This window comes from Novosphingobium silvae, assembly GCF_009856825.1.
Lineage (GTDB): Bacteria > Pseudomonadota > Alphaproteobacteria > Sphingomonadales > Sphingomonadaceae > Novosphingobium > Novosphingobium silvae.
Genome location: NZ_WVTD01000007.1, coordinates 173,517 through 190,547, shown reverse-complemented (window position 1 = coordinate 190,547; position 17,031 = coordinate 173,517). Strand labels below are relative to the sequence as shown.

At 59.1% G+C, this 17,031-nt stretch carries 21 protein-coding genes; 18 read left to right on the top strand and 3 right to left on the bottom strand.

Annotated features, from left to right (window positions below):
• Nucleotides 1–25 precede the first annotated feature (25 nt).
• Nucleotides 26–574: a hypothetical protein gene (locus GR702_RS11655; protein WP_160986054.1), complete on the top strand. Its 549-nt coding sequence runs from the start codon at nucleotides 26–28 to the stop codon at nucleotides 572–574.
• 278 nt (nucleotides 575–852) lie between these two features.
• On the opposite strand, the gene GR702_RS11650 is transcribed toward GR702_RS11655, so the two are convergent.
• Nucleotides 853–1,641, bottom strand: coding sequence for a hypothetical protein (locus GR702_RS11650; protein WP_160986053.1), 789 nt, complete (start codon nucleotides 1,639–1,641; stop codon nucleotides 853–855).
• A 171-nt stretch (nucleotides 1,642–1,812) separates the two neighbouring features.
• Between GR702_RS11650 and GR702_RS11645 the strand changes: the two genes are divergently transcribed.
• From GR702_RS11645 to GR702_RS11630, 4 genes are all read left to right on the top strand, one after another.
• The gene (locus GR702_RS11645) at nucleotides 1,813–1,989 is read left to right on the top strand and encodes a P27 family phage terminase small subunit (RefSeq protein WP_160986052.1); all 177 of its coding nucleotides are present in this window, start codon (nucleotides 1,813–1,815) and stop codon (nucleotides 1,987–1,989) included.
• A gap of 135 nt (nucleotides 1,990–2,124) precedes the next feature.
• The gene (locus GR702_RS11640; RefSeq protein WP_099231114.1) at nucleotides 2,125–3,336 is read left to right on the top strand and encodes an IS256 family transposase; all 1,212 of its coding nucleotides are present in this window, start codon (nucleotides 2,125–2,127) and stop codon (nucleotides 3,334–3,336) included.
• A gap of 269 nt (nucleotides 3,337–3,605) precedes the next feature.
• Nucleotides 3,606–5,201 carry a terminase large subunit gene (locus GR702_RS11635; RefSeq protein ID WP_160986051.1) on the top strand — a complete coding sequence of 532 codons (1,596 nt, stop codon included), beginning with the start codon at nucleotides 3,606–3,608 and terminating at the stop codon, nucleotides 5,199–5,201.
• A 182-nt stretch (nucleotides 5,202–5,383) separates the two neighbouring features.
• The gene (locus GR702_RS11630; protein ID WP_160986050.1) at nucleotides 5,384–5,824 is read left to right on the top strand and encodes a hypothetical protein; all 441 of its coding nucleotides are present in this window, start codon (nucleotides 5,384–5,386) and stop codon (nucleotides 5,822–5,824) included.
• Nucleotides 5,825–5,893: 69 nt separating this feature from the next.
• On the opposite strand, the gene GR702_RS11625 is transcribed toward GR702_RS11630, so the two are convergent.
• Both GR702_RS11625 and GR702_RS11620 read right to left on the bottom strand, forming a co-directional pair.
• A complete protein-coding gene (locus tag GR702_RS11625; RefSeq protein ID WP_202408214.1) occupies nucleotides 5,894–6,190 on the bottom strand; it encodes an addiction module antidote protein in 297 nt (98 codons plus the stop codon).
• Nucleotides 6,190–6,483 carry a type II toxin-antitoxin system RelE/ParE family toxin gene (locus GR702_RS11620; protein ID WP_160986049.1) on the bottom strand — a complete coding sequence of 98 codons (294 nt, stop codon included), beginning with the start codon at nucleotides 6,481–6,483 and terminating at the stop codon, nucleotides 6,190–6,192. The genes GR702_RS11625 and GR702_RS11620 overlap by 1 nt, the downstream gene beginning before the upstream one ends.
• Nucleotides 6,484–6,576: 93 nt before the next feature.
• On the opposite strand from GR702_RS11620, the gene GR702_RS11615 reads away from it, so the two are divergent.
• The 13 genes from GR702_RS11615 to GR702_RS11555 all read left to right on the top strand — a co-directional run bounded on the left by GR702_RS11615 (nucleotide 6,577) and on the right by GR702_RS11555 (nucleotide 17,030).
• Nucleotides 6,577–7,902: a phage portal protein gene (locus GR702_RS11615; RefSeq protein WP_160986048.1), complete on the top strand. Its 1,326-nt coding sequence runs from the start codon at nucleotides 6,577–6,579 to the stop codon at nucleotides 7,900–7,902.
• Complete coding sequence (locus GR702_RS11610; RefSeq protein ID WP_160986047.1) at nucleotides 7,899–8,501, top strand: HK97 family phage prohead protease; 603 nt, start codon at nucleotides 7,899–7,901, stop codon at nucleotides 8,499–8,501. The genes GR702_RS11615 and GR702_RS11610 overlap by 4 nt, the downstream gene beginning before the upstream one ends.
• A gap of 71 nt (nucleotides 8,502–8,572) precedes the next feature.
• A complete protein-coding gene (locus GR702_RS11605) occupies nucleotides 8,573–9,736 on the top strand; it encodes a phage major capsid protein (RefSeq protein ID WP_160986046.1) in 1,164 nt (387 codons plus the stop codon).
• A gap of 89 nt (nucleotides 9,737–9,825) precedes the next feature.
• Nucleotides 9,826–10,038 (top strand): hypothetical protein, encoded by a 213-nt coding sequence (locus GR702_RS11600; protein ID WP_160986045.1) that lies wholly within the window; start codon nucleotides 9,826–9,828, stop codon nucleotides 10,036–10,038.
• On the top strand, nucleotides 10,038–10,577 hold the full coding sequence (locus tag GR702_RS11595; RefSeq protein WP_160986044.1) for a head-tail connector protein: 540 nt from the start codon (nucleotides 10,038–10,040) through the stop codon (nucleotides 10,575–10,577). The genes GR702_RS11600 and GR702_RS11595 overlap by 1 nt, the downstream gene beginning before the upstream one ends.
• On the top strand, nucleotides 10,577–10,933 hold the full coding sequence (locus tag GR702_RS11590; protein WP_419880296.1) for a phage head completion protein: 357 nt from the start codon (nucleotides 10,577–10,579) through the stop codon (nucleotides 10,931–10,933). The genes GR702_RS11595 and GR702_RS11590 overlap by 1 nt, the downstream gene beginning before the upstream one ends.
• A gap of 7 nt (nucleotides 10,934–10,940) precedes the next feature.
• Complete coding sequence (locus GR702_RS11585; RefSeq protein ID WP_160986042.1) at nucleotides 10,941–11,339, top strand: HK97 gp10 family phage protein; 399 nt, start codon at nucleotides 10,941–10,943, stop codon at nucleotides 11,337–11,339.
• On the top strand, nucleotides 11,336–11,707 hold the full coding sequence (locus GR702_RS11580) for a DUF3168 domain-containing protein (protein WP_160986041.1): 372 nt from the start codon (nucleotides 11,336–11,338) through the stop codon (nucleotides 11,705–11,707). The genes GR702_RS11585 and GR702_RS11580 overlap by 4 nt, the downstream gene beginning before the upstream one ends.
• A 59-nt stretch (nucleotides 11,708–11,766) precedes the next feature.
• Entirely contained in the window at nucleotides 11,767–12,195 is a 429-nt protein-coding gene (locus tag GR702_RS11575; protein WP_160986040.1) for a phage tail tube protein, read from the top strand.
• Nucleotides 12,196–12,228: 33 nt separating this feature from the next.
• Entirely contained in the window at nucleotides 12,229–12,621 is a 393-nt protein-coding gene (locus GR702_RS11570; RefSeq protein WP_160986039.1) for a gene transfer agent family protein, read from the top strand.
• A gap of 225 nt (nucleotides 12,622–12,846) precedes the next feature.
• A complete protein-coding gene (locus GR702_RS11565; protein ID WP_160986038.1) occupies nucleotides 12,847–15,783 on the top strand; it encodes a tape measure protein in 2,937 nt (978 codons plus the stop codon).
• Nucleotides 15,784–15,813: 30 nt separating this feature from the next.
• Entirely contained in the window at nucleotides 15,814–16,383 is a 570-nt protein-coding gene (locus GR702_RS11560; RefSeq protein WP_160986037.1) for a hypothetical protein, read from the top strand.
• The gene (locus GR702_RS11555; RefSeq protein WP_160986036.1) at nucleotides 16,383–17,030 is read left to right on the top strand and encodes a hypothetical protein; all 648 of its coding nucleotides are present in this window, start codon (nucleotides 16,383–16,385) and stop codon (nucleotides 17,028–17,030) included. The genes GR702_RS11560 and GR702_RS11555 overlap by 1 nt, the downstream gene beginning before the upstream one ends.
• The last annotated feature ends 1 nt before the right edge of the window (nucleotide 17,031 follow it).

Genomic DNA, 17,031 nt, shown 5'->3' with positions numbered 1-17,031 from the left:
CGCAGATGAGTAAGGGGGAAAAGTGATGGACGATCCTGCAAAGCCACGGGTAAGAAACCGGTCGAAGCTTCTCGATAGTGACCGGGCTGAACTCAAGAAGTTTTTGTTCCAACTCGCTGACCAAGGCATCACGGGCTACGATGCGCAACAGCAGGCGGTTAAGCAGTTTCGCTACACCTCGACCGTTATAGGCGACTTCTACCACAAAGAGGTTCAGCCAACCTTATCATGGCGTGAAAGAGAGCGAGAAGCCGCAGAGCGTTTTCGAGATAGCGAACCAGCCCCACAGCCACGTTCGCGTAAGGGCATCATCATCGCCTCAGCCGTGGCTCTTGTCATTATTGCGGTTATTGGCCCTGACATCCTGATGGTGATGCGTAACAGCGGCGGCGGAAGCTCAACAGTGGAAAGCACCACGGGCCAGTCCAGCCCGTCGACCAAGTATGCTGAATGCAAGGCGATCTTACAGCCAACGCTTGAGAGTTGCTTGTCAGGTCCAGACGAAAGCGCTTGGGCAGGCTGCAAACAAATTTTCATGGATGCTATGGCGGATTGCACCAAGCAGCCCCGCTAAACGCTTTGACAGCGGGTGAAGCCGCCTACCGGCGGACACTAGCACTCAAACTTTGACAAACGAGCGCCCGCCGCCCCTCGTTTACTAAATAGAATGCCGGGTCGGGCCTCTCGATCCTGCCCCGGTTGGTCGATGAGCGTTCCGACCGACCGGGCAATCAGCCCCAGCCCTGACCGGGAGGGGGTGGTTCGATCACAAAACCCGCCGCCCGGAAACCGGCTGCCAAATCACGCGCGAATGCCCGCATTTCAGCAGGTTATTTTTAGGCCACCCTCTAGCTACTTGATCTCGTACGCGGCCAGCACCGCATCGTTCCCATCAGTAAGCAATCCACACTGAAGGTCCGCGACCATGACTTTGTGCAGATCATCTGTCACGTCAGGATCACTGATCGTCGGACTTCCTCCGCTATGTCTGGACTCAAAGTAGAACGGCGCTTTTGGGGTAGTCACGAACGCGATGCGAAGGTTCGGTTTTACCCGCTGGGCAATCTGCGCGTCCATGGCGACTGGCGGAAGTTGATCCTGCCGTTCAATCTCTGTGAATATAGGCTCGTATCGGTCGAAGCCCGGTAATGCCCGGTCAAAGATGGTGTATACCGAGCGCTCCCTCCGTGTGACAGTAGCAGACGCGCCATAGCCGTTCTGCGCTTCATAGGAGCGTACTACCTTGGCCTCGTCACTATCCACTTCCACGGCCACGTTAGACCCTCGGCTGAGGAGATTTTTTGGCGCACCCCTCCAAAGTTTCAAGTACCATTCTGAGACGGGCTGAAACGCGTCAGACCTAATCCTCATCACCTGTGCGTCTGCATCGTACTTGACGTAAATATCGTTGATGCGCTTTGCAACCACAATGGTACTCGGCGATCCTGCCGCCTTCAAACGCGCATCATATTGCGCCGTCGTTTCGAATTCGCTCTTCGGTTCGACTTTTGGCAAGCCCGCAATTGCTTGCTGAATAGTGATTGGTTTGACCGTCTGACCAACATATCCAGCACATGTCTGTGCGGCTGCGCCCGTTGAAAGAATGAACGTCCCCATACCAAACAGCAAACCGAATTTCATGTAACCCACCCCGATTGACGCTCCAACTGCACTGAACCGTCCGCAGTCGAGCGTTGCCTAAATACGGGTGCAATGCCCCGAACAGCAACCCCCACAGTTATAAAGGAAAAGGCCGGAAACCCCGGCAAACGTCCGCTCAACAAGTCCGAACCGCAACCCACTGGTGGACCAGTGCGGCCCACCATCATGACCAGCGCGGCGCGCAAGGTATGGACCCGGCTCATCGCCGCAATGCCGCGCGAGGTCTATACCGCCTGTGATAGCGCGCTCCTCGCCGCTTACTGCGAAGCCGTTGCCGCCCATTCGTCCGCCACCAAGATCATGTTAGCGTCCGCGCTCGTGGTGTAATTTCCGGTGTAGATTGAGGTGATCGCATGGGGTTGGGCATGCCCAACCCCATGCGATTTCGAACTCGGTGGCCACCGGGCTCATCGGTAAGGTGGAGTTACCACACTTCACACGCCCACCGAGGAGTTGATCCCGATGACCGACGACAGACTACCGCTTGCCGAACTGATGGCGAAGACCGGAGATGGAGATTTCCTGCGTACGATCGCCGAGAGCGTATTGCAGATCATTATGGAGGCCGATGTCGACGGCCTGGTCGGCGCTGGCCGCCATGAACGATCGGGCGAACGCACGACCTGGCGCAATGGCTACCGCGACCGCAGTCTCGATACCCGGCTCGGCACGCTCAACCTCAAGATCCCCAAGCTGCGGACCGGCGCCTACTTCCCCGGCTTCCTGGAGCCGCGCAAGACTGTTGAGAAGGCGCTGGTCGCAGTAATCCAGGAGGCGTGGATTGCCGGGGTCAGCACCCGGCGCGTCGATGAGCTGGTGCAGGCGATGGGCATGACCGGGATATCCAAGTCCTCCGTGTCAAAGCTGTGCAAAGACATCGACGAGCGCGTCCATGCCTTCCTCAAGCGCCCGCTCGCCGGTGACTGGCCCTACCTCTGGCTAGATGCCACCTACCTCAAGGTGCGCGAGGGGGGACGGATCGTCAGTGTCGCCGCGATAATCGCCGTCGCCGTCAACACTGAGGGCAAGCGCGAGATCGTCGGCCTGCACATCGGCCCTTCCGAAGCCGAGCCCTTCTGGTCGAGCTTCCTCAAGGACCTCTCCCGCCGCGGCCTGACCGGCGTGAAGCTGGTCATCTCCGATGCCCACGAGGGCCTCAAGGCAGCGATCACCCGCGTGCTCAGCGCCACCTGGCAGCGCTGCCGCGTCCACTTCATGAGGAACGCGCTCGCCTACGTGCCCAAGGGCCAAAACACGGTTGTTGCTGCTGCGATCCGCCAAGTCTTCCTCCAGCCCGATCATGCGGCCGCAACTCAGGTCTGGCGTCAGGTCGCCGATCAATTGCGCGCCAGATGGCCCAAGCTCGGCGCCTGCATGGACGATGCCGAGCACGACGTGCTCGCCTACATGACCTTCCCCGAGCAGCACCGGGTCAAGCTTCACAGCACCAACCCGCTGGAACGCCTGAACAAGGAAGTGAAGCGCCGCGCCGATGTTGTCGGCATCTTCCCGAACGAGGACAGCATCATCCGCCTCGTCGGTGCCGTCCTGCTCGAGCAGAACGATGAATACCAGCTCCAGCACCGCTACATGCAGATCGAGGGCATGGCCGCCCTTGCCACACCCATAACCGAGGAGGTTCAGCCGCTACAGATTACACCCAAGGCCGCCTGAAAATGCAGCCCGATGGCCAGCACCGAAATTACACCACATTGACGGACGTGACCCAAGATCATCGCCGACCGTGATTTTGAGGCCATCGGCACGGGCTCGACCGGGCAACAGGTCATCCATCCCGCGTACAAGCTTCAGGCTGACCAAGCTCGGTTGATCGCCACGCTCGGTCAACGGCTCGGCCTCGATCCCATCGCGCGGCAGGCGATCAATGCCTCCCCTGAAAGTGCCAGCACGAACCCGTTTGCCGACTTCGTCTCATGAGCCTGATGGACAAGGCGCGCGCTGATCGCGTGATCCGATTCATCGAAATGCTCCCGATCAACGACGGCCCTGCCGTTGGTCAACCGATCAAGTTGGACGCGTGGGAGGAGAATTGGATTCGCGAAATCTATGAGCCGGTGAAGGAAAATGGGAAGCCGCTGGTCACCCGCGCCGTCCTTTCGGTCGCTCGAAAAAACCGGAAGTCACTCCTCGTCTCCTGCCTGCTACTGGTTCATCTGATCGGCCCAGAAGCCCAGATCAATGGGCAGATTTATAGCTGCGCGGTCGATCAGAAGCAGGCCAAAGTCATCTTCAACATGGTCAAGCAGATGCTCGAACTGCGGCCAGCGCTGAAGGAATACATTCAAGTCTATCCATCGACGTCGCGCATGGTCGTGACGCGCAGCGACGTGCGAGGCAGCGGCTCCGTCTACCATGCCCTATCGGCTAAGGCAGAGAGCAAGCACGGCTTGGGCGCGGATTTCTTCGTGTACGACGAATTCGGCGAGGCCCCGAACGAGAACCTGTGGAACGTCATGTATGATAGTCAGCAGCTTCGCGCGCGCCCGCTGGCTGTGGTCATCAGCACCCAGACGAACGACCCGCAGCACCCGCTTTCGTTGATGATCGATGCCGGACTCGCGCATGACGATGACGGCAACAAGATTGATCCGACGACCGTGTGCCACCTCTACGCGGCAGACGAAGATTGCGACCTCGACGATCCGGAGCAATGGCTCAAAGCCAACCCGACACTCGCGACTTGGAAAACGCCCGATCAGCTTGCAACGGCGGCCAAAGAGGCGATGCTCACGCCCACGAAGGAAGCCAACTTCAGGCTCCGCTACCTCAACCAGCGGGTCAACGCGTTCGCGACACTCATTTCCCAATCTTCGTGGAAAGCCTGCCGCGTCGATGCCGTGGAATTCGAGCGCGGAGAGCCGGTCTACCTCGCCCTTGATATGTCTTACCGCGTCGATCTCACCGCGCTGACGATGGTCAGCGCTGGCCCTACCATCCGTACGAAGTCGTGGTTCTGGAAACCGGCAGCGCTACTCGCGGAGCACGCTAAACGCGACCGCGCCGCGTACGATGTGTGGGCACGACAAGGCTTACTCGAAACCTGTCCGGGCGAGATCATCACCCCGCGCCTGATCGCACTCAAGATTGCCGAACTGTACGAGACCTATGACGTGCGCGGCCTCGCCTTCGACCGTTACCATACCAGCGAGTTGCTCGGTCATTTCGACGACATCGGGCTGGCCGTGACGAAGGATGATGACGCCTATGGCGCGCTAAAACTCGTCGAGTGGGGACAGGGTTTCCGCGATATGTCACCGGCAGTGACCGCGTTCGAAGAAGCTGTCGTGACGAAAACGTTGGTTCACGACAGCCACCCCATCCAGAACATGTGCGTCATGAATGCCATGGTGGTGATGGACCCTGCTGGTAACCGTAAACTCGACAAGTCGGCCTCACGCTTCCGCATCGACGGTGCGGTCACGCTCGCTATGGCGCTCGCCCTAAAGGTGCGGGAGGGAAATAAGGCTCCCCCGGTGAGCCCTTGGGAAGACCCGGACTTCTCGATCTCCCGGCTTTAGCCGTCGCATCAGATTCCTCGGATTTGACCAACCCAAAATCCATTTTGAGGTCATCAAAATAAATTCACGGGGCCCGTGTTTCGCGGTTGACTAATCGTCATGGCAATGACAGGTAGCGAAGAGAGGGAGCCGGGTGCAACCGACTCCCTCTCGATTAAGCAAGCTACATGAAGGGAAATTTCATGAACCTGACACTTAACGCTCGGGACATTAGCAAACTCTCGCACTCAGCGCGAGCAGAACTTCAAGCTCTTCTCTTCCCGAAAGCCGGTCTTGTTTTGCCGGAAGGGTTCACCGAAGACGACTTTAAGAATGTCGTGGACCTTACGCTTGAGCAGATTACCGAGTTCATGGAGAACTGTTCTCAATCTACTAAGGATGGCCTTGAAGTAATGGCGATCCACGGACCTGTCGTAGATGCCCGGCTACTTTACGAGGTTGAAATCGAAAACCTTGGTAGCTGGCAAGGGGGCATCACGAAGCGCACCCGCACAGTAACTGGCGACAGAAAGGCTTACATGTTGGCTTGGGATGACTGGAGTAGCGCTCCGGACAACATCGGGCGATATGCCGTGACTCCGATTACTCATCAGTCGCTTCAGGCCTACTTCGGCGAGGAATGAGGTCTAAAAATCAACGATAGCGCGAGGGGCGGGCCACTGGTCCGCCCCTTTTTCGTCCGCAACTTCGGCTTAAACGTGGCGCGTCGAGAACGATGCCTTGATGTCGAGCGCCTTCATGATGCCGATGAGGCTCGATAGCGACGGGTTGCCGGTCGGCGATAGCGCCTTGTAAAGGGCAGGTCGCGTGATCCCGGCCTTCCCGGCAACGTCGGTCATGCCCCTCGCCTTCGCGATCACCGAAAGGGCATGGGTCAAGGCGGGGATGTCGCCATCCTCCCACGCCATGTTGATCAGTTCCTCTTGCACCAGCGGATCAGCGGCAGCCTCGACGCTGTCGAAGGTCTCCAGTTCGCTTATCTTCATCATCAGTCCTCCAGTTCCTTCGCGATGGCCTTCGCCTTGTCGATATCCCGGCTCTGCGTCTGCTTCGTACCCCCGGCGAGCACCACGACCAGCACCGCGCCACGCTGCACGAAGTAGACCCGGTAACCGGGACCATAGTGGATGCGGGTCTCGGACACCCCTTCCCCCACCGGCTTAACATCGCCGAACGACCCGGCCTCGAACTGGATGAGCCGCGCTTTCACCTTCGCCGCCGCGCGCGCATCCTTGAGGCCCTTGAGCCATGCCGCGAATTGAGGGGTCAACCTGACGTCCATGTGTCTCCTATAGTTTACACATGAAGAACCGTCAAGCCGCTTTCAACTGACAGCGAAGCGCGCCCCGTCTGCTGCCCGCAGATAAATAAGGTCATGTTCAACCTATTCGCGAATAAAGAGGCTCGATCACTCGAAAACCCGCAGGTTTCGTTTTCCAGCGCTTCGGCTTGGAATGAGTTTTTCAACCTTGCTCCCACAGTGACGGGTGACAGCGTTACTGAGGAGAAGGCGTTAGGCGTGACGGCCATTTGGCAGGCCGTTAATGCCGTTGCCGGGACAATCGCTAGCCTTCCGCTCCATGTCTACAAGCGTACAGAGGATGGTGCGGAAAAGGACACCCGCAATCCGCTGTATTACCTCATCCACGACCGTCCGAACGATTATCAGACATCCTCTGCCTTCAACCGTTGGCTGGTCTCGCGCCTTATGCTGCAAGGTCGCGCCACCGCCCTGATTTCGCGTGACAAGGTAGGCCGGGTTACGGGCCTCTGGCCTCTTGACCCGAACAAGCTGGAGATCAAGCAAGGGCTGGACGGCGAGTCGATCAAACGCACTTACACATACAAGCTGGATACCGGTTCGGCGGTCTATGACTCGGCCAACGTCATCGACGTCGCGTTGTTTCCTAAATCTGATGCGGTCGGTTGCTATAATCCGATCCACACCAACCGCGACGCCATCGCGTTGATGATCGCGGCACAGGAATTCGCTGGCAAGTTGTTCGCGTCGGGTGGCGTCCCTCCGCTGATGCTGACCAGTCCGGTCGCGATTTCACCACAGGGTGCAGCGCGAGCATCCAACGACATCGGGGAAGCGGTCAAGGCGTCGCAGCGAACAAGGTCCAACGTCATGGTGGTTCCGGCAGGCCATGACCTTAAACCGGTGGGTCTCGATCCGGCCAAGTCGCAGCTTATCGAACTGCGCCAGTTCCTGATTTCAGAGGCGAGCCGGATTTTCAATGTTGCACCTGCGGTCCTCCATGACCTCAGCAACGGCACGTACAGCAACGTTGAGCAGCAGATGTTGTCGCTCGGCAGACAGACGCTCCACCCTCTGATCGAAGCCATCGAACAGGAGTTTAACGCCAAGCTATTCGGAGCGCGCAACACCAAGGGCTATGTCGAATTTTCAATGGACGGCCTTCAGCGCGGCGATTTCGTTTCTCGCATGGATGGCTATCAGAAGGCGATCCATGCGGCGATCATGACCCCGAATGAGGCCCGTGCTTTTGAAAACCTGCCCCCGCTTGAGGGCGGTGATCGCCTCTACATTCAAGGCGCGACGGTTCCCCTTGAGAACGCGGCGAAGCCCGAACCGCAGCCCGAACCGCAGCCCGAACCGCAGCCCGAACCAGATACCACCCCTACCGATCCCGCCAACGAAGAAGGGAACGACGACACCCAAGAGGATGCAGCATGACCATTACCACTGAGACCCGCAATTTCACCCTGACCAACGTCGAGGTGCGAGCCAAGACCGATGATGCCGAAGGTCGTGCCCAAGGATATGCCGCAGTTTTCGACAGCGACAGCCACGATCTAGGCGGCTTCGTCGAGCGCATCAGCCCCGGTGCGTTCAAGGGTTCTCTGGCAGCGGCTGCCGCTGGCGAAACGAACATCTACGCATTGTGGGCGCACCGTGATGACAGCCCGCTCGGCTCCACCGGCTCGGGCAAGCTGGTCCTGCGCGAGGATGCGCACGGTCTTGCCTTCGACCTCGACACCACCCGCTTCACCCCTGCGCAGCTTGATGCCCTGCGGGATGGAGACCTTCGGATGTCTTTCGGGTTCCGCGTCATCCAGCAGCAGTGGCGCGAGGATGACACCGGACGCGTCGAGCGCACACTCCTCGATGTCGATCTCATTGAGATCAGCTTCGTCATCTCACCCGCGTACCCCTCGACAGAAGCAGCGCTTCGTTCCCTTGAGGTATGGCGCTCTGACCGCACTGACGAAAACAAGGATGATATCCGCGTTACTCTTTTCAAGAGGGCTCTTAGTAAACGCTTCCATCATTAATGGTGCGTCGCGCCGCTCAAGTGAAGGCTAAAGATAAATAGTTCGCTAATCCAATTGGAGCGAACTATTTCATGAATACTTTTGAACTTCGCGCACAGGCGCTGGAGATTTCCAACAAGGCGGCACTTGTCATTGCCGAAACCAACGACGTCGAGAAGCTGGCTGAAGCACAGCGCATGCTTGACGATGCCGATGCACTTGAGGCTCGCGCTGCCAGCCTCGACAAGATCGAAGCTCGTAACAAGGCCTATGAGGCCGCTGCTGAACGCCTGCCCGTGGAGAACACCGTCGTCGAGGCCCGCGCACAGGCCGACGTTCATGGCGATGCCTTCCGTGGCTACCTGCGCGGCGATGTTGATGCCCGCGAACTGCGCGCACAGGGCATCGCAACCGCTTCTGCGGGCGGTTATCTGGTCCCCACCGGCTTCGTCCCGAACCTCATCACCGCGATGAAGGCCTATGGCCCCCTTAACGAAGGTGGCCCGGTCACTTACTTGACGACCGCTTCGGGCAACCCGCTGACCATCCCGACCTTCAACGACACGGCCAACAAGGGAGCGCTGATCGGCGAAGGCGAGGAAGCTGATGAGACCAACGTCACTTTCGGCCAGAAGACCCTTGGAGCCTACAAGTTCACGTCGGGCGTCATCATCCTGTCGGAAGAACTCATGCAGGATGCGGCGATCAACGTCGAGGCCACCGTGCTCGGCGCGATGGGCGAGCGTTTCGGTCGCATCAAGAACGAACTGCTGACTATCGGCACTGGCGTGAATCAGCCGCAGGGCATTGTGACCGGCGCTAGCGCTGGCGTCACGTCGGCTGCTGCGAACGCGATCAGCTATGACGACCTCGTCAACCTTCAGCACTCGGTCGATCCGGCCTATCGTGGCGCTGCTGCATTCATGTTCAACGACGCCACGCTCAAGTCGCTGCGCCTCCTCAAGGATGCCAACGGCCTCCCGCTGTGGCAGCCTGCGATGACCGCTGGTGAAGCCTCGACCATCCTTGGTCAGCGCTATTTCATCAATCAGGATATGGCATCCATCGCAACGGGCGTGACCAGCGTGCTCTACGGTGATTTCTCGAAGTACACGGTTCGCAACGTCCGCGAAGTGGGTATCAAGCGCCTCAACGAGCGCTACGCCACCAGCGACCAGATCGGTTTCATCGGCTTCACCCGGTGGGATGGTTTTGTCACCGACAGCCGTGCAATCAAGAAGCTGGTACAGGCGTAAGCCTCACCGGCATCAGCCGCACAATCAGGGGGACGGTCGAAAGGCCGTCCCCCTTTGCCGTCTGCATAAATACATCCATGAAAGTTCGTATGAAAACGGCCCTCGTCGGCCCCAACGTGAACCACAAGACGGGAGAGATCGTCGAAACCGAAGAAGGCGCGCGCTGGATCGAGTTCGGCATCGCCGAACCAGTAGCGGCCACTCCTGCCCCTAAATCGGAAACCATCGAGATCGCAGCCCTGCCCTCCGCAAAAGAGGTGACGACGCGCATGCGCGCCAAGGCGTCGAAGGTGTCGAAATAATGGACTGGACGCGCCTCAAGCTGATCGCCGCGCCGACCGCGCCCGTCGTCACGCTCGATGAGGCGCGCGACCACCTGCGCATCAGTCACGATCTCGATGACACATATATCGAGCACCTGATCGCCACGGCAACCGCCGTGATCGAAGGTCCGACAGGGGCAGGCATTTCGCTCGCCCCTGCCCGCTGGCAACTCACGATGGACCATTTGCCCCGTCACTTCGATATCGACCTCTGCCCGGTGATGTCGGTGGACAAGATCACGCTCAATGGGGAGAACGTGCCACCGCTCTCGTACCGCTGTGACCTCGACAGCGTCCCTGCCCGCGTACACGTGGCGTTCCCCTCAGTGCGCCATGATCTTGGCAGCGTGAAAGTGGAGTTCACAGCGGGTAACGAAACTGTGCCCTCCGACCTTCGCCATGCCCTCCTGATGCTGATCTCTCACTTCTATGAGCAGCGCGAAGCCTTCGCGGCCTCCGACCTCAAGGAAGTGCCTTTCGCGGTAGGAGCCATCATATCTCGGTATCGGGCGTTCTGATGGCCTACTCCCCTCCCCGCACAGGCGAGTACCGCCATGTGGTCCGCATCGAGCGGAAATCAATCTCGACCGACCCATATGGAAACGTCGTTGATGAATGGTCAATCGTGCCCGGACTTGAACGCATTCGCGCCGCCATCGTCGCGCAGCGCGGGGGCGAGGAGGTGCGCAGCATGCGCGCAAGCGGCATCGACCGATTTGATGTCGTGCTGCGCATCCCTGTGGCGGACATCGGCATCGGTGATCGGATGTTCGATCACACTGGCCTCGGGTACGACATCCTTTGGGTCGGCGACCTTGAGGGGCGCGGTCGGCAAATCAATATATCGGCGCAACGCGGTGGCCTCAATGACTAGGCCTGTGGTGGACACTACACAGATTGATGCGTTCGTGGCCAAGCTTGGTCGGATGGCTCCTGCGGTTCGGCAGGGCATCGACGACGTCAACCGCAAGACGGCGGCGGCCATGATGAAGCGCGGCAAGATCATCACGCCCCGCAATGACGATGCTGATGGTCCGCACATCGCGGACACGATCAAGGTGGAAACCGGCGATAGCCGGTTGATGGAGTACACCGTCTCCGTCGGCAGCGATGCCCTCTACTACGCGGTCCCGCTCGAATTCGGTCACGTCGCTCGTGATGGCTCGCATGTTCCCGCGAACCCGTTCTGGGTGCCGCTGACCCGCATCTTCCGCAAACGTCACAAGACCAGCCTGCGCCGCGCTTTGCGGAAGGCCTTGAAGCAGGAACTCGGCATATGAACGACCCTTCTCTCCCCCTTCAGGCGGCTATCTATGCTGCACTCACCGCCGCTGGCGTCGAGCATGTGTTCGCAACCGTTCCTCCCGGCACGTCGCTGCCTTGGACGGTCATCGGCGATGATCAGGTGCTCGCCGCATTCGAGGCAGCCGAGATGTACGAATGTTTTGCGACCATCCACGTGTTTGGCAAAAAACCCATCAATAAGAAGCAGGCGGCCCTAGTCATGGCTGCGCTCAACGCGCCCATAACCATTGAAGGCTTCACCGTCTCAGAATACGGATTTGAAGATTCTCGCAATGTCGAAGAAAAGGACAATCAGATAGGACATACAGTGATGTCGTTTCGATACTTGGTTCAACCTGCTTAAGCGGCCATTATCGTCCGGATCATAAATACTCCTGACAGACTAGTCTAGGAGTTACAAAAATGTCCAGAATTGTTCCCGTATTGGGCGAACGCCTTCTCATCAAGATCGGCAACGGCGCAACGCCGGAAGTTTTCGAGCACCCGACGCTCATCAATACCTCGCGCAGCGTTTCGATCTCGACCACGACCGAGACCGATCAGCTTGTTGATCTTGCCGACATGTCGGCACCGGCAACGACCGTCCGCCGCGTCACGTCCACCGATTTCAAGATTGATGGCGAAGGCCTGATCAATAAGGGCGACGTGCTCGACTGGATGGAGTGGATCAAGTCTGGAGAGCACCGCAATCTCCAGATCACCGATGGTGATTGGATGGTTGAAGGCCCCTTCCTTCTAACGGCATTCCAGATCACAGGCGAACGCGCAAAATCTTCGACTTGCCAGATCACTCTTGAGCAGGCGGACGAAGTGGTGGTCGCAGAAGTCTAATCTCCCGGTGGTGGGGTTCGTGATAAATACATCATGAACCCCTCACAGTCCCGTTCCGCCGTCCTCGAAAACGTATTTGTCGGCGAAGGCTATTTCGATCTCGCCCTCCGGATTGGCGAACTCATCACATTGCAGGAAAAGACCCGCGTCGGTCCCTATGTCCTCGCCCAACGGTTGGGTACTGGCGAATGGCACGTTGAGGACATCATCGAGACCGTCCGCCTCGCCCTCATTGGCGGCGGCATGGACAATAAATCCGCCTTCGATCTCGTCAGCCGCAATATCACCGCAGGCAACCTCATGACCTATGCGACAATCGCGCATGAGGTCATCTTCGCGGCCATTGTCGGCGTGGACGATGAAGTCATCGAACAGGATGACGACGGGGAGAATGACGACCCTTTTCCGGAAGCCCCGATGGATTGATCCCGTGGGGCCGCTTCTATGAAAATGCCGGTGCCGCAGGTTTCACGCCTCGCGAAGTGAAAGAAATGTCACTTTGGGAGTATAACTTCACCCTTTCCGGTTTCCGCAAGTTCCACTCCACTGGAGAGGAAAAGACGAACGCACCCAGCGAGGACGAATTTGAGAGGTGGACCTCGATGTTCGGCACCTCAAGCCCGTCGATACGGTAATCCAAATAAATAGAGCATGGCTTCATCCAATGCTCTGACCACCCGTTTCGCTGCTGACATCACCCAATTCGAGCGTGAGCTTCAGAGGCTTCAGAACCTCAATGCTCGCGCCGCAGCAAGGCTCGCTGCCGATCAGGCTCGGGCCGCGCAGCGCGCAGCAAAGGCGTGGAACGACAATGATCCGTCGAAGCATCTGGAGCGTCAGATTGGATCGATGCGTGACCAGATCAAGCGGTTTGCGCCGATCCTCGCCGGGATGTTCGGTGCGTCCGAAGTGCTGCGCGCTGCCGACACGTGGACCCGTTTCACGAACTCGCTCAAGGTCGCAGGGGTCGCGACGCTCGACCTCTCACGCGTGCAAGGCGAACTGTTCGACATCGCGCAGAAGAATGGCGTGGAGTTGGAAAGCCTTGGCGTCTTGTACGGGCGCACCGCAGGTAGCGCGGGCGAGCTTGGCGCGACCCAGCAAGACCTCATCAAGTTCTCCTCCACCGTTGCCACGGCCCTGCGCGTACAGGGTGGATCGGCGGAGGCCGCAAGCGGCGCTCTCCTCCAGCTTTCGCAGGCGCTCGCGGGCGGCAAGATTCAAGCCGAAGAGTATAATTCCATCATCGACGGCGCGCGCCCGCTGCTAGAGGCGGCTGCCGCTGGCAATGACAAGTGGGGCGGCTCGGTCGCGAAATTGACCAAGGATGTCAAAGCCGGAAACGTCACGTCGAAGGCGTTTTTCGACGCGGTGCTCGCCGGTTCGGACATGCTCGATGCGAAGGCGGCAAAGGCCGTGACCACACTGTCGCAGGCCATGACGGTCCTCTCAAATTCTTTCACCCGCTACATCGGCGACAGCAATCAGGCCAGCGGTGCGACCCTTATTCTCGTCAACGGGATCAAGACGCTCGCTGACAACTTGCCGATGGTTGCAAACGCGCTCGCCACCATCGCCGCGATCTATGCGGCCACGCTCGTCCCCGGCATTGCCCGCGCGACAACCGCCTTCGTTGCCAATGCTGCGGCGGCTGCGTCGAGCGCCGCTGTCTACACAGTCGCCACCCGGTCAATCGCAGTCGGTGCGACGGCCATGAACACCGCCACCGTCGCGGCGTCGGGTTTGTCCGCTGCTCTCGGTGGTCCGCTCGGAATTGCGTTGATCGCGGTGACGGCTGCCATGGGGTATTGGGCATACTCCACCGCACAGGCAAACCAGCGCAGCAACGATCTCCGTTCGCAGATTTCCGAACTCGCCACCAAGCTGGACGTGGCGGCCGATGCTGCAACGAATGCTGCACTCGCCACGGGCAACGTCACCAAGGCGAGCGTCATTGCAGGGGCGAAAACGCGTGGGCTGAAAATCGAGATCGAGGGCCTCACCGACAAGTACAAGCTACTCGCAGAGGCTGCCCGTCAGGCCGCGTTTGACATCGCCAATGCTGCGGTGGTCGATGCCCAAGCCAACTACAACAAAAAGGTAGCCGAGGAGAAGGCTAAGGTCACCCCGGCTGTCAGCACGTTCGGGCGCGATCCGATGGATCGGCGCGTGGGGATCAACGACGGTCGCGGTGCATGGGAACAGCAGGCAGTCAGCGCGGCGAACAACTCGCAGGAGGCCCGCGACCTCGCTCAAGCCAAGGCGGTGCGCGATGCGTTGCGTGATCCAAAGTCGCGCGACAAGTTCCTTGAGAAGCCGACGAAAGCGGAAGTCCCGGAAACGAAGAAGCCCAAAGGGTCGAAAAAAGCCGCGCCAAGCGATGGCACAGACGAGACCCGTCAGCTTGAAATTGAGCGCCGCCAACTCCTTTTGCAGGAGAACAACAACCTCGCCGAACGCCTGCGCCTCCAGAACGAAATCCTCGCGCTCCAGACTGAGGGCAAGATCGACGCCATCGATCAGCAGGTGAAATCCGGCAAGCTGACGGCAGCGGCGGGTGAAAGCCTCAAGGCCAAAGAGCGTGAACTCGCTGCTATCGAAGGCAACAATATCGCAATTGCGAACGCGCGCGAAGTGCAGGAGCGCAAGAACAAGATCGCGGATGAGGAGACCGCCCTCGCCGCTGACACGCTGCGGGCTGAAGCTGACTATCTCGATGACCGGGCGAAGTATGCGCGCACCGCGACCAAGCGCCATGACTATGAGCTTGAGGCGTTGGAAAAACGTCAGGAGGCTGACCGTCTTGAATTCGAGGTGCGCCGCCAACAGTACGAAGCCGATCTCGAACTCCTCGGGCTATCGCGCCAGCGCATCGACGCCATGCTTGCGCAACTCGACAAGAATTTCGAGGATGGTCAGACCCGCGAAACTGACAACACCATCCGAACTCAGTCCAAGGATGACCCCGGCGTCAAGGGTCGGGTCAAGGAACATGCGGATTCCTTCGGCACCCTCAATGCCCAGCTTGGCAGCATTGCGACGGGCGCGCTCGACAACATCACGAGCGGCCTGATGGATGCCATCATGGGGGCGAAATCCCTTAAGGAAGCCTTCGGCGACATGGCCAAAGCCGTGATTGCGAACTTGATCGAAATGGCCGTCCGGTTCGTCATTTTCGAGTCTCTTGGGCGCGCATTCGGTGTGTCAGGATTGGGCAAGTCCGCGCTCGGCATATCGACGCAATCCACTCCCGGTGTGTCCATCGGCAAGAATGCGACCGGCACGCACAATTGGCGCGGGGGCCTCACCATGGTGGGCGAAAAGGGTCCGGAACTCTTGTCCCTGCCGGGTGGGTCGCAGATTGCTCCGCACAACCTTCTGTCGAGCGCGATGCAGCAGAGTACACGGGCAATGGGCGCGGCACCGTCACCGATCAACTTCAATACGACGGTCAACGCGCAGGATGCAGTCCTGACCTCAGCGGTGAAGGGCTGGATTCAGGAAAGCCAAGTCCAGTCGGTGCAGGCCGCACAGAAGCTGACCACTCGTGAACAGACGAAGCGAAATCGCAATACGCTGTACCGGTAAGTGGAAAAGTGATGGCCGGATAAATATTGAATGGCAATCACTTTCCCGTCGCTTCCGTTCGGCAGTAAGACCGATATCACCCTCAACTCATCTGCGGTTGACCATAAGCCTTTCTTGAGTGGCCCCATCCAGCGTATCGCGCGGCTTGGCGACAAGTGGTCGGTCGCAGTGGACTGCCGCAAGATGTTTGCGAGGCAGGCAGGGCCAGTCATCGCAGCACTGATCGGGGGCCTATCCGATCTCGTCATCATGGCCGTGCCGCAACCCGGCATCGACACATCGAAGTGGAGTGCCGGCACCATCGCAGCCGCAGCTACGGGCGGTCGGCAGATAACGATCTCGGGTGGCGGTGCAGCCAAGGTCGTCGGCCAACTTTTCTCCATCGAAAAGGCATCCATCCATTACCTCCACCAGATCACTGCCGTGACCGGCAACAACCTGACGATCCAGCCTGCGCTCAAGACCCCTGTGGCGGTTGGTGACACGGTCGATTTCAAAACGCCTAAGATCATGGGTTTCGTCTCTGGCAATTCACAAAGCTGGTCGGTCGGAATTGCCGAGAACCTCGGTCTCTCGTTCCAGATTGATGAGGCGTACTGATGGACGCGGCGCTTCTCACCAGCCTCGCGGCCCCGTCTCTGCGGATGTTTCAGGCTGTGCGCATCGACCTGCAATCCACCGGCACCGCCATCAATCTCCTCGACGGCAGCGCTTCGCTATCCCTGTCCGTGGATGGTGTTGCGACCACGTTCGCGGGGCGTGATCCCATCTTCGGGACACTCGGCGGTATGGACACCATCGCGGAGCAGATTGCATCGGAGGCACCATCGGTCAGCTTGTCGCTGATGCCTCCAAGCGCCAACGCCATCGGCGAATTGTCGGCTCCCAAGAATCAGGGGAGCCGGGTGCGCATCTGGTTCGGCACAGTCAATGACATGACTGGAGCGGTGATCGGCACCGAACTCCTCTGGAGCGGTCGTCTCGACACCGTCGTCACGCACGTGCAGCCCAACGCGCAATCATGCGAACTCGTCACCGTTTCGGCCTATGACCGGATGTTCGCCACCAACGAAGGCGAAGCGCTCAACAAGGAATGGCATCAAGCCATTTGGCCCGGAGAGACCGGCTTCAACTTCAACGTCGATTCCACGGTAGCGAAGTTTTGGGGTGGTGATGCAGGAACACCATCGACGACGGCGACTCCCACAATCGGCACCAAAGATTACAGCTATTTGTTCAAAAAGTGAT

What these genes read in the sequence shown, in the direction of transcription:
- GR702_RS11650 (WP_160986053.1), bottom strand. Translation starts at nt 1,641, where the DNA reads ATGAAATTCGGTTTGCTGTTTGGTATGGGGACGTTCATTCTTTCAACG.
- GR702_RS11560 (WP_160986037.1), top strand. Translation starts at nt 15,814, where the DNA reads ATGGCAATCACTTTCCCGTCGCTTCCGTTCGGCAGTAAGACCGATATC.
- GR702_RS11630 (WP_160986050.1), top strand. Translation starts at nt 5,384, where the DNA reads ATGAACCTGACACTTAACGCTCGGGACATTAGCAAACTCTCGCACTCA.
- GR702_RS11615 (WP_160986048.1), top strand. Translation starts at nt 6,577, where the DNA reads ATGTTCAACCTATTCGCGAATAAAGAGGCTCGATCACTCGAAAACCCG.
- GR702_RS11580 (WP_160986041.1), top strand. Translation starts at nt 11,336, where the DNA reads ATGAACGACCCTTCTCTCCCCCTTCAGGCGGCTATCTATGCTGCACTC.
- GR702_RS11655 (WP_160986054.1), top strand. Translation starts at nt 26, where the DNA reads ATGGACGATCCTGCAAAGCCACGGGTAAGAAACCGGTCGAAGCTTCTC.
- GR702_RS11555 (WP_160986036.1), top strand. Translation starts at nt 16,383, where the DNA reads ATGGACGCGGCGCTTCTCACCAGCCTCGCGGCCCCGTCTCTGCGGATG.
- GR702_RS11620 (WP_160986049.1), bottom strand. Translation starts at nt 6,483, where the DNA reads ATGGACGTCAGGTTGACCCCTCAATTCGCGGCATGGCTCAAGGGCCTC.
- GR702_RS11610 (WP_160986047.1), top strand. Translation starts at nt 7,899, where the DNA reads ATGACCATTACCACTGAGACCCGCAATTTCACCCTGACCAACGTCGAG.
- GR702_RS11635 (WP_160986051.1), top strand. Translation starts at nt 3,606, where the DNA reads ATGGACAAGGCGCGCGCTGATCGCGTGATCCGATTCATCGAAATGCTC.
- GR702_RS11605 (WP_160986046.1), top strand. Translation starts at nt 8,573, where the DNA reads ATGAATACTTTTGAACTTCGCGCACAGGCGCTGGAGATTTCCAACAAG.
- GR702_RS11590 (WP_419880296.1), top strand. Translation starts at nt 10,577, where the DNA reads ATGGCCTACTCCCCTCCCCGCACAGGCGAGTACCGCCATGTGGTCCGC.
- GR702_RS11595 (WP_160986044.1), top strand. Translation starts at nt 10,038, where the DNA reads ATGGACTGGACGCGCCTCAAGCTGATCGCCGCGCCGACCGCGCCCGTC.
- GR702_RS11600 (WP_160986045.1), top strand. Translation starts at nt 9,826, where the DNA reads ATGAAAACGGCCCTCGTCGGCCCCAACGTGAACCACAAGACGGGAGAG.
- GR702_RS11565 (WP_160986038.1), top strand. Translation starts at nt 12,847, where the DNA reads ATGGCTTCATCCAATGCTCTGACCACCCGTTTCGCTGCTGACATCACC.
- GR702_RS11570 (WP_160986039.1), top strand. Translation starts at nt 12,229, where the DNA reads ATGAACCCCTCACAGTCCCGTTCCGCCGTCCTCGAAAACGTATTTGTC.
- GR702_RS11625 (WP_202408214.1), bottom strand. Translation starts at nt 6,190, where the DNA reads ATGATGAAGATAAGCGAACTGGAGACCTTCGACAGCGTCGAGGCTGCC.
- GR702_RS11575 (WP_160986040.1), top strand. Translation starts at nt 11,767, where the DNA reads ATGTCCAGAATTGTTCCCGTATTGGGCGAACGCCTTCTCATCAAGATC.
- GR702_RS11640 (WP_099231114.1), top strand. Translation starts at nt 2,125, where the DNA reads ATGACCGACGACAGACTACCGCTTGCCGAACTGATGGCGAAGACCGGA.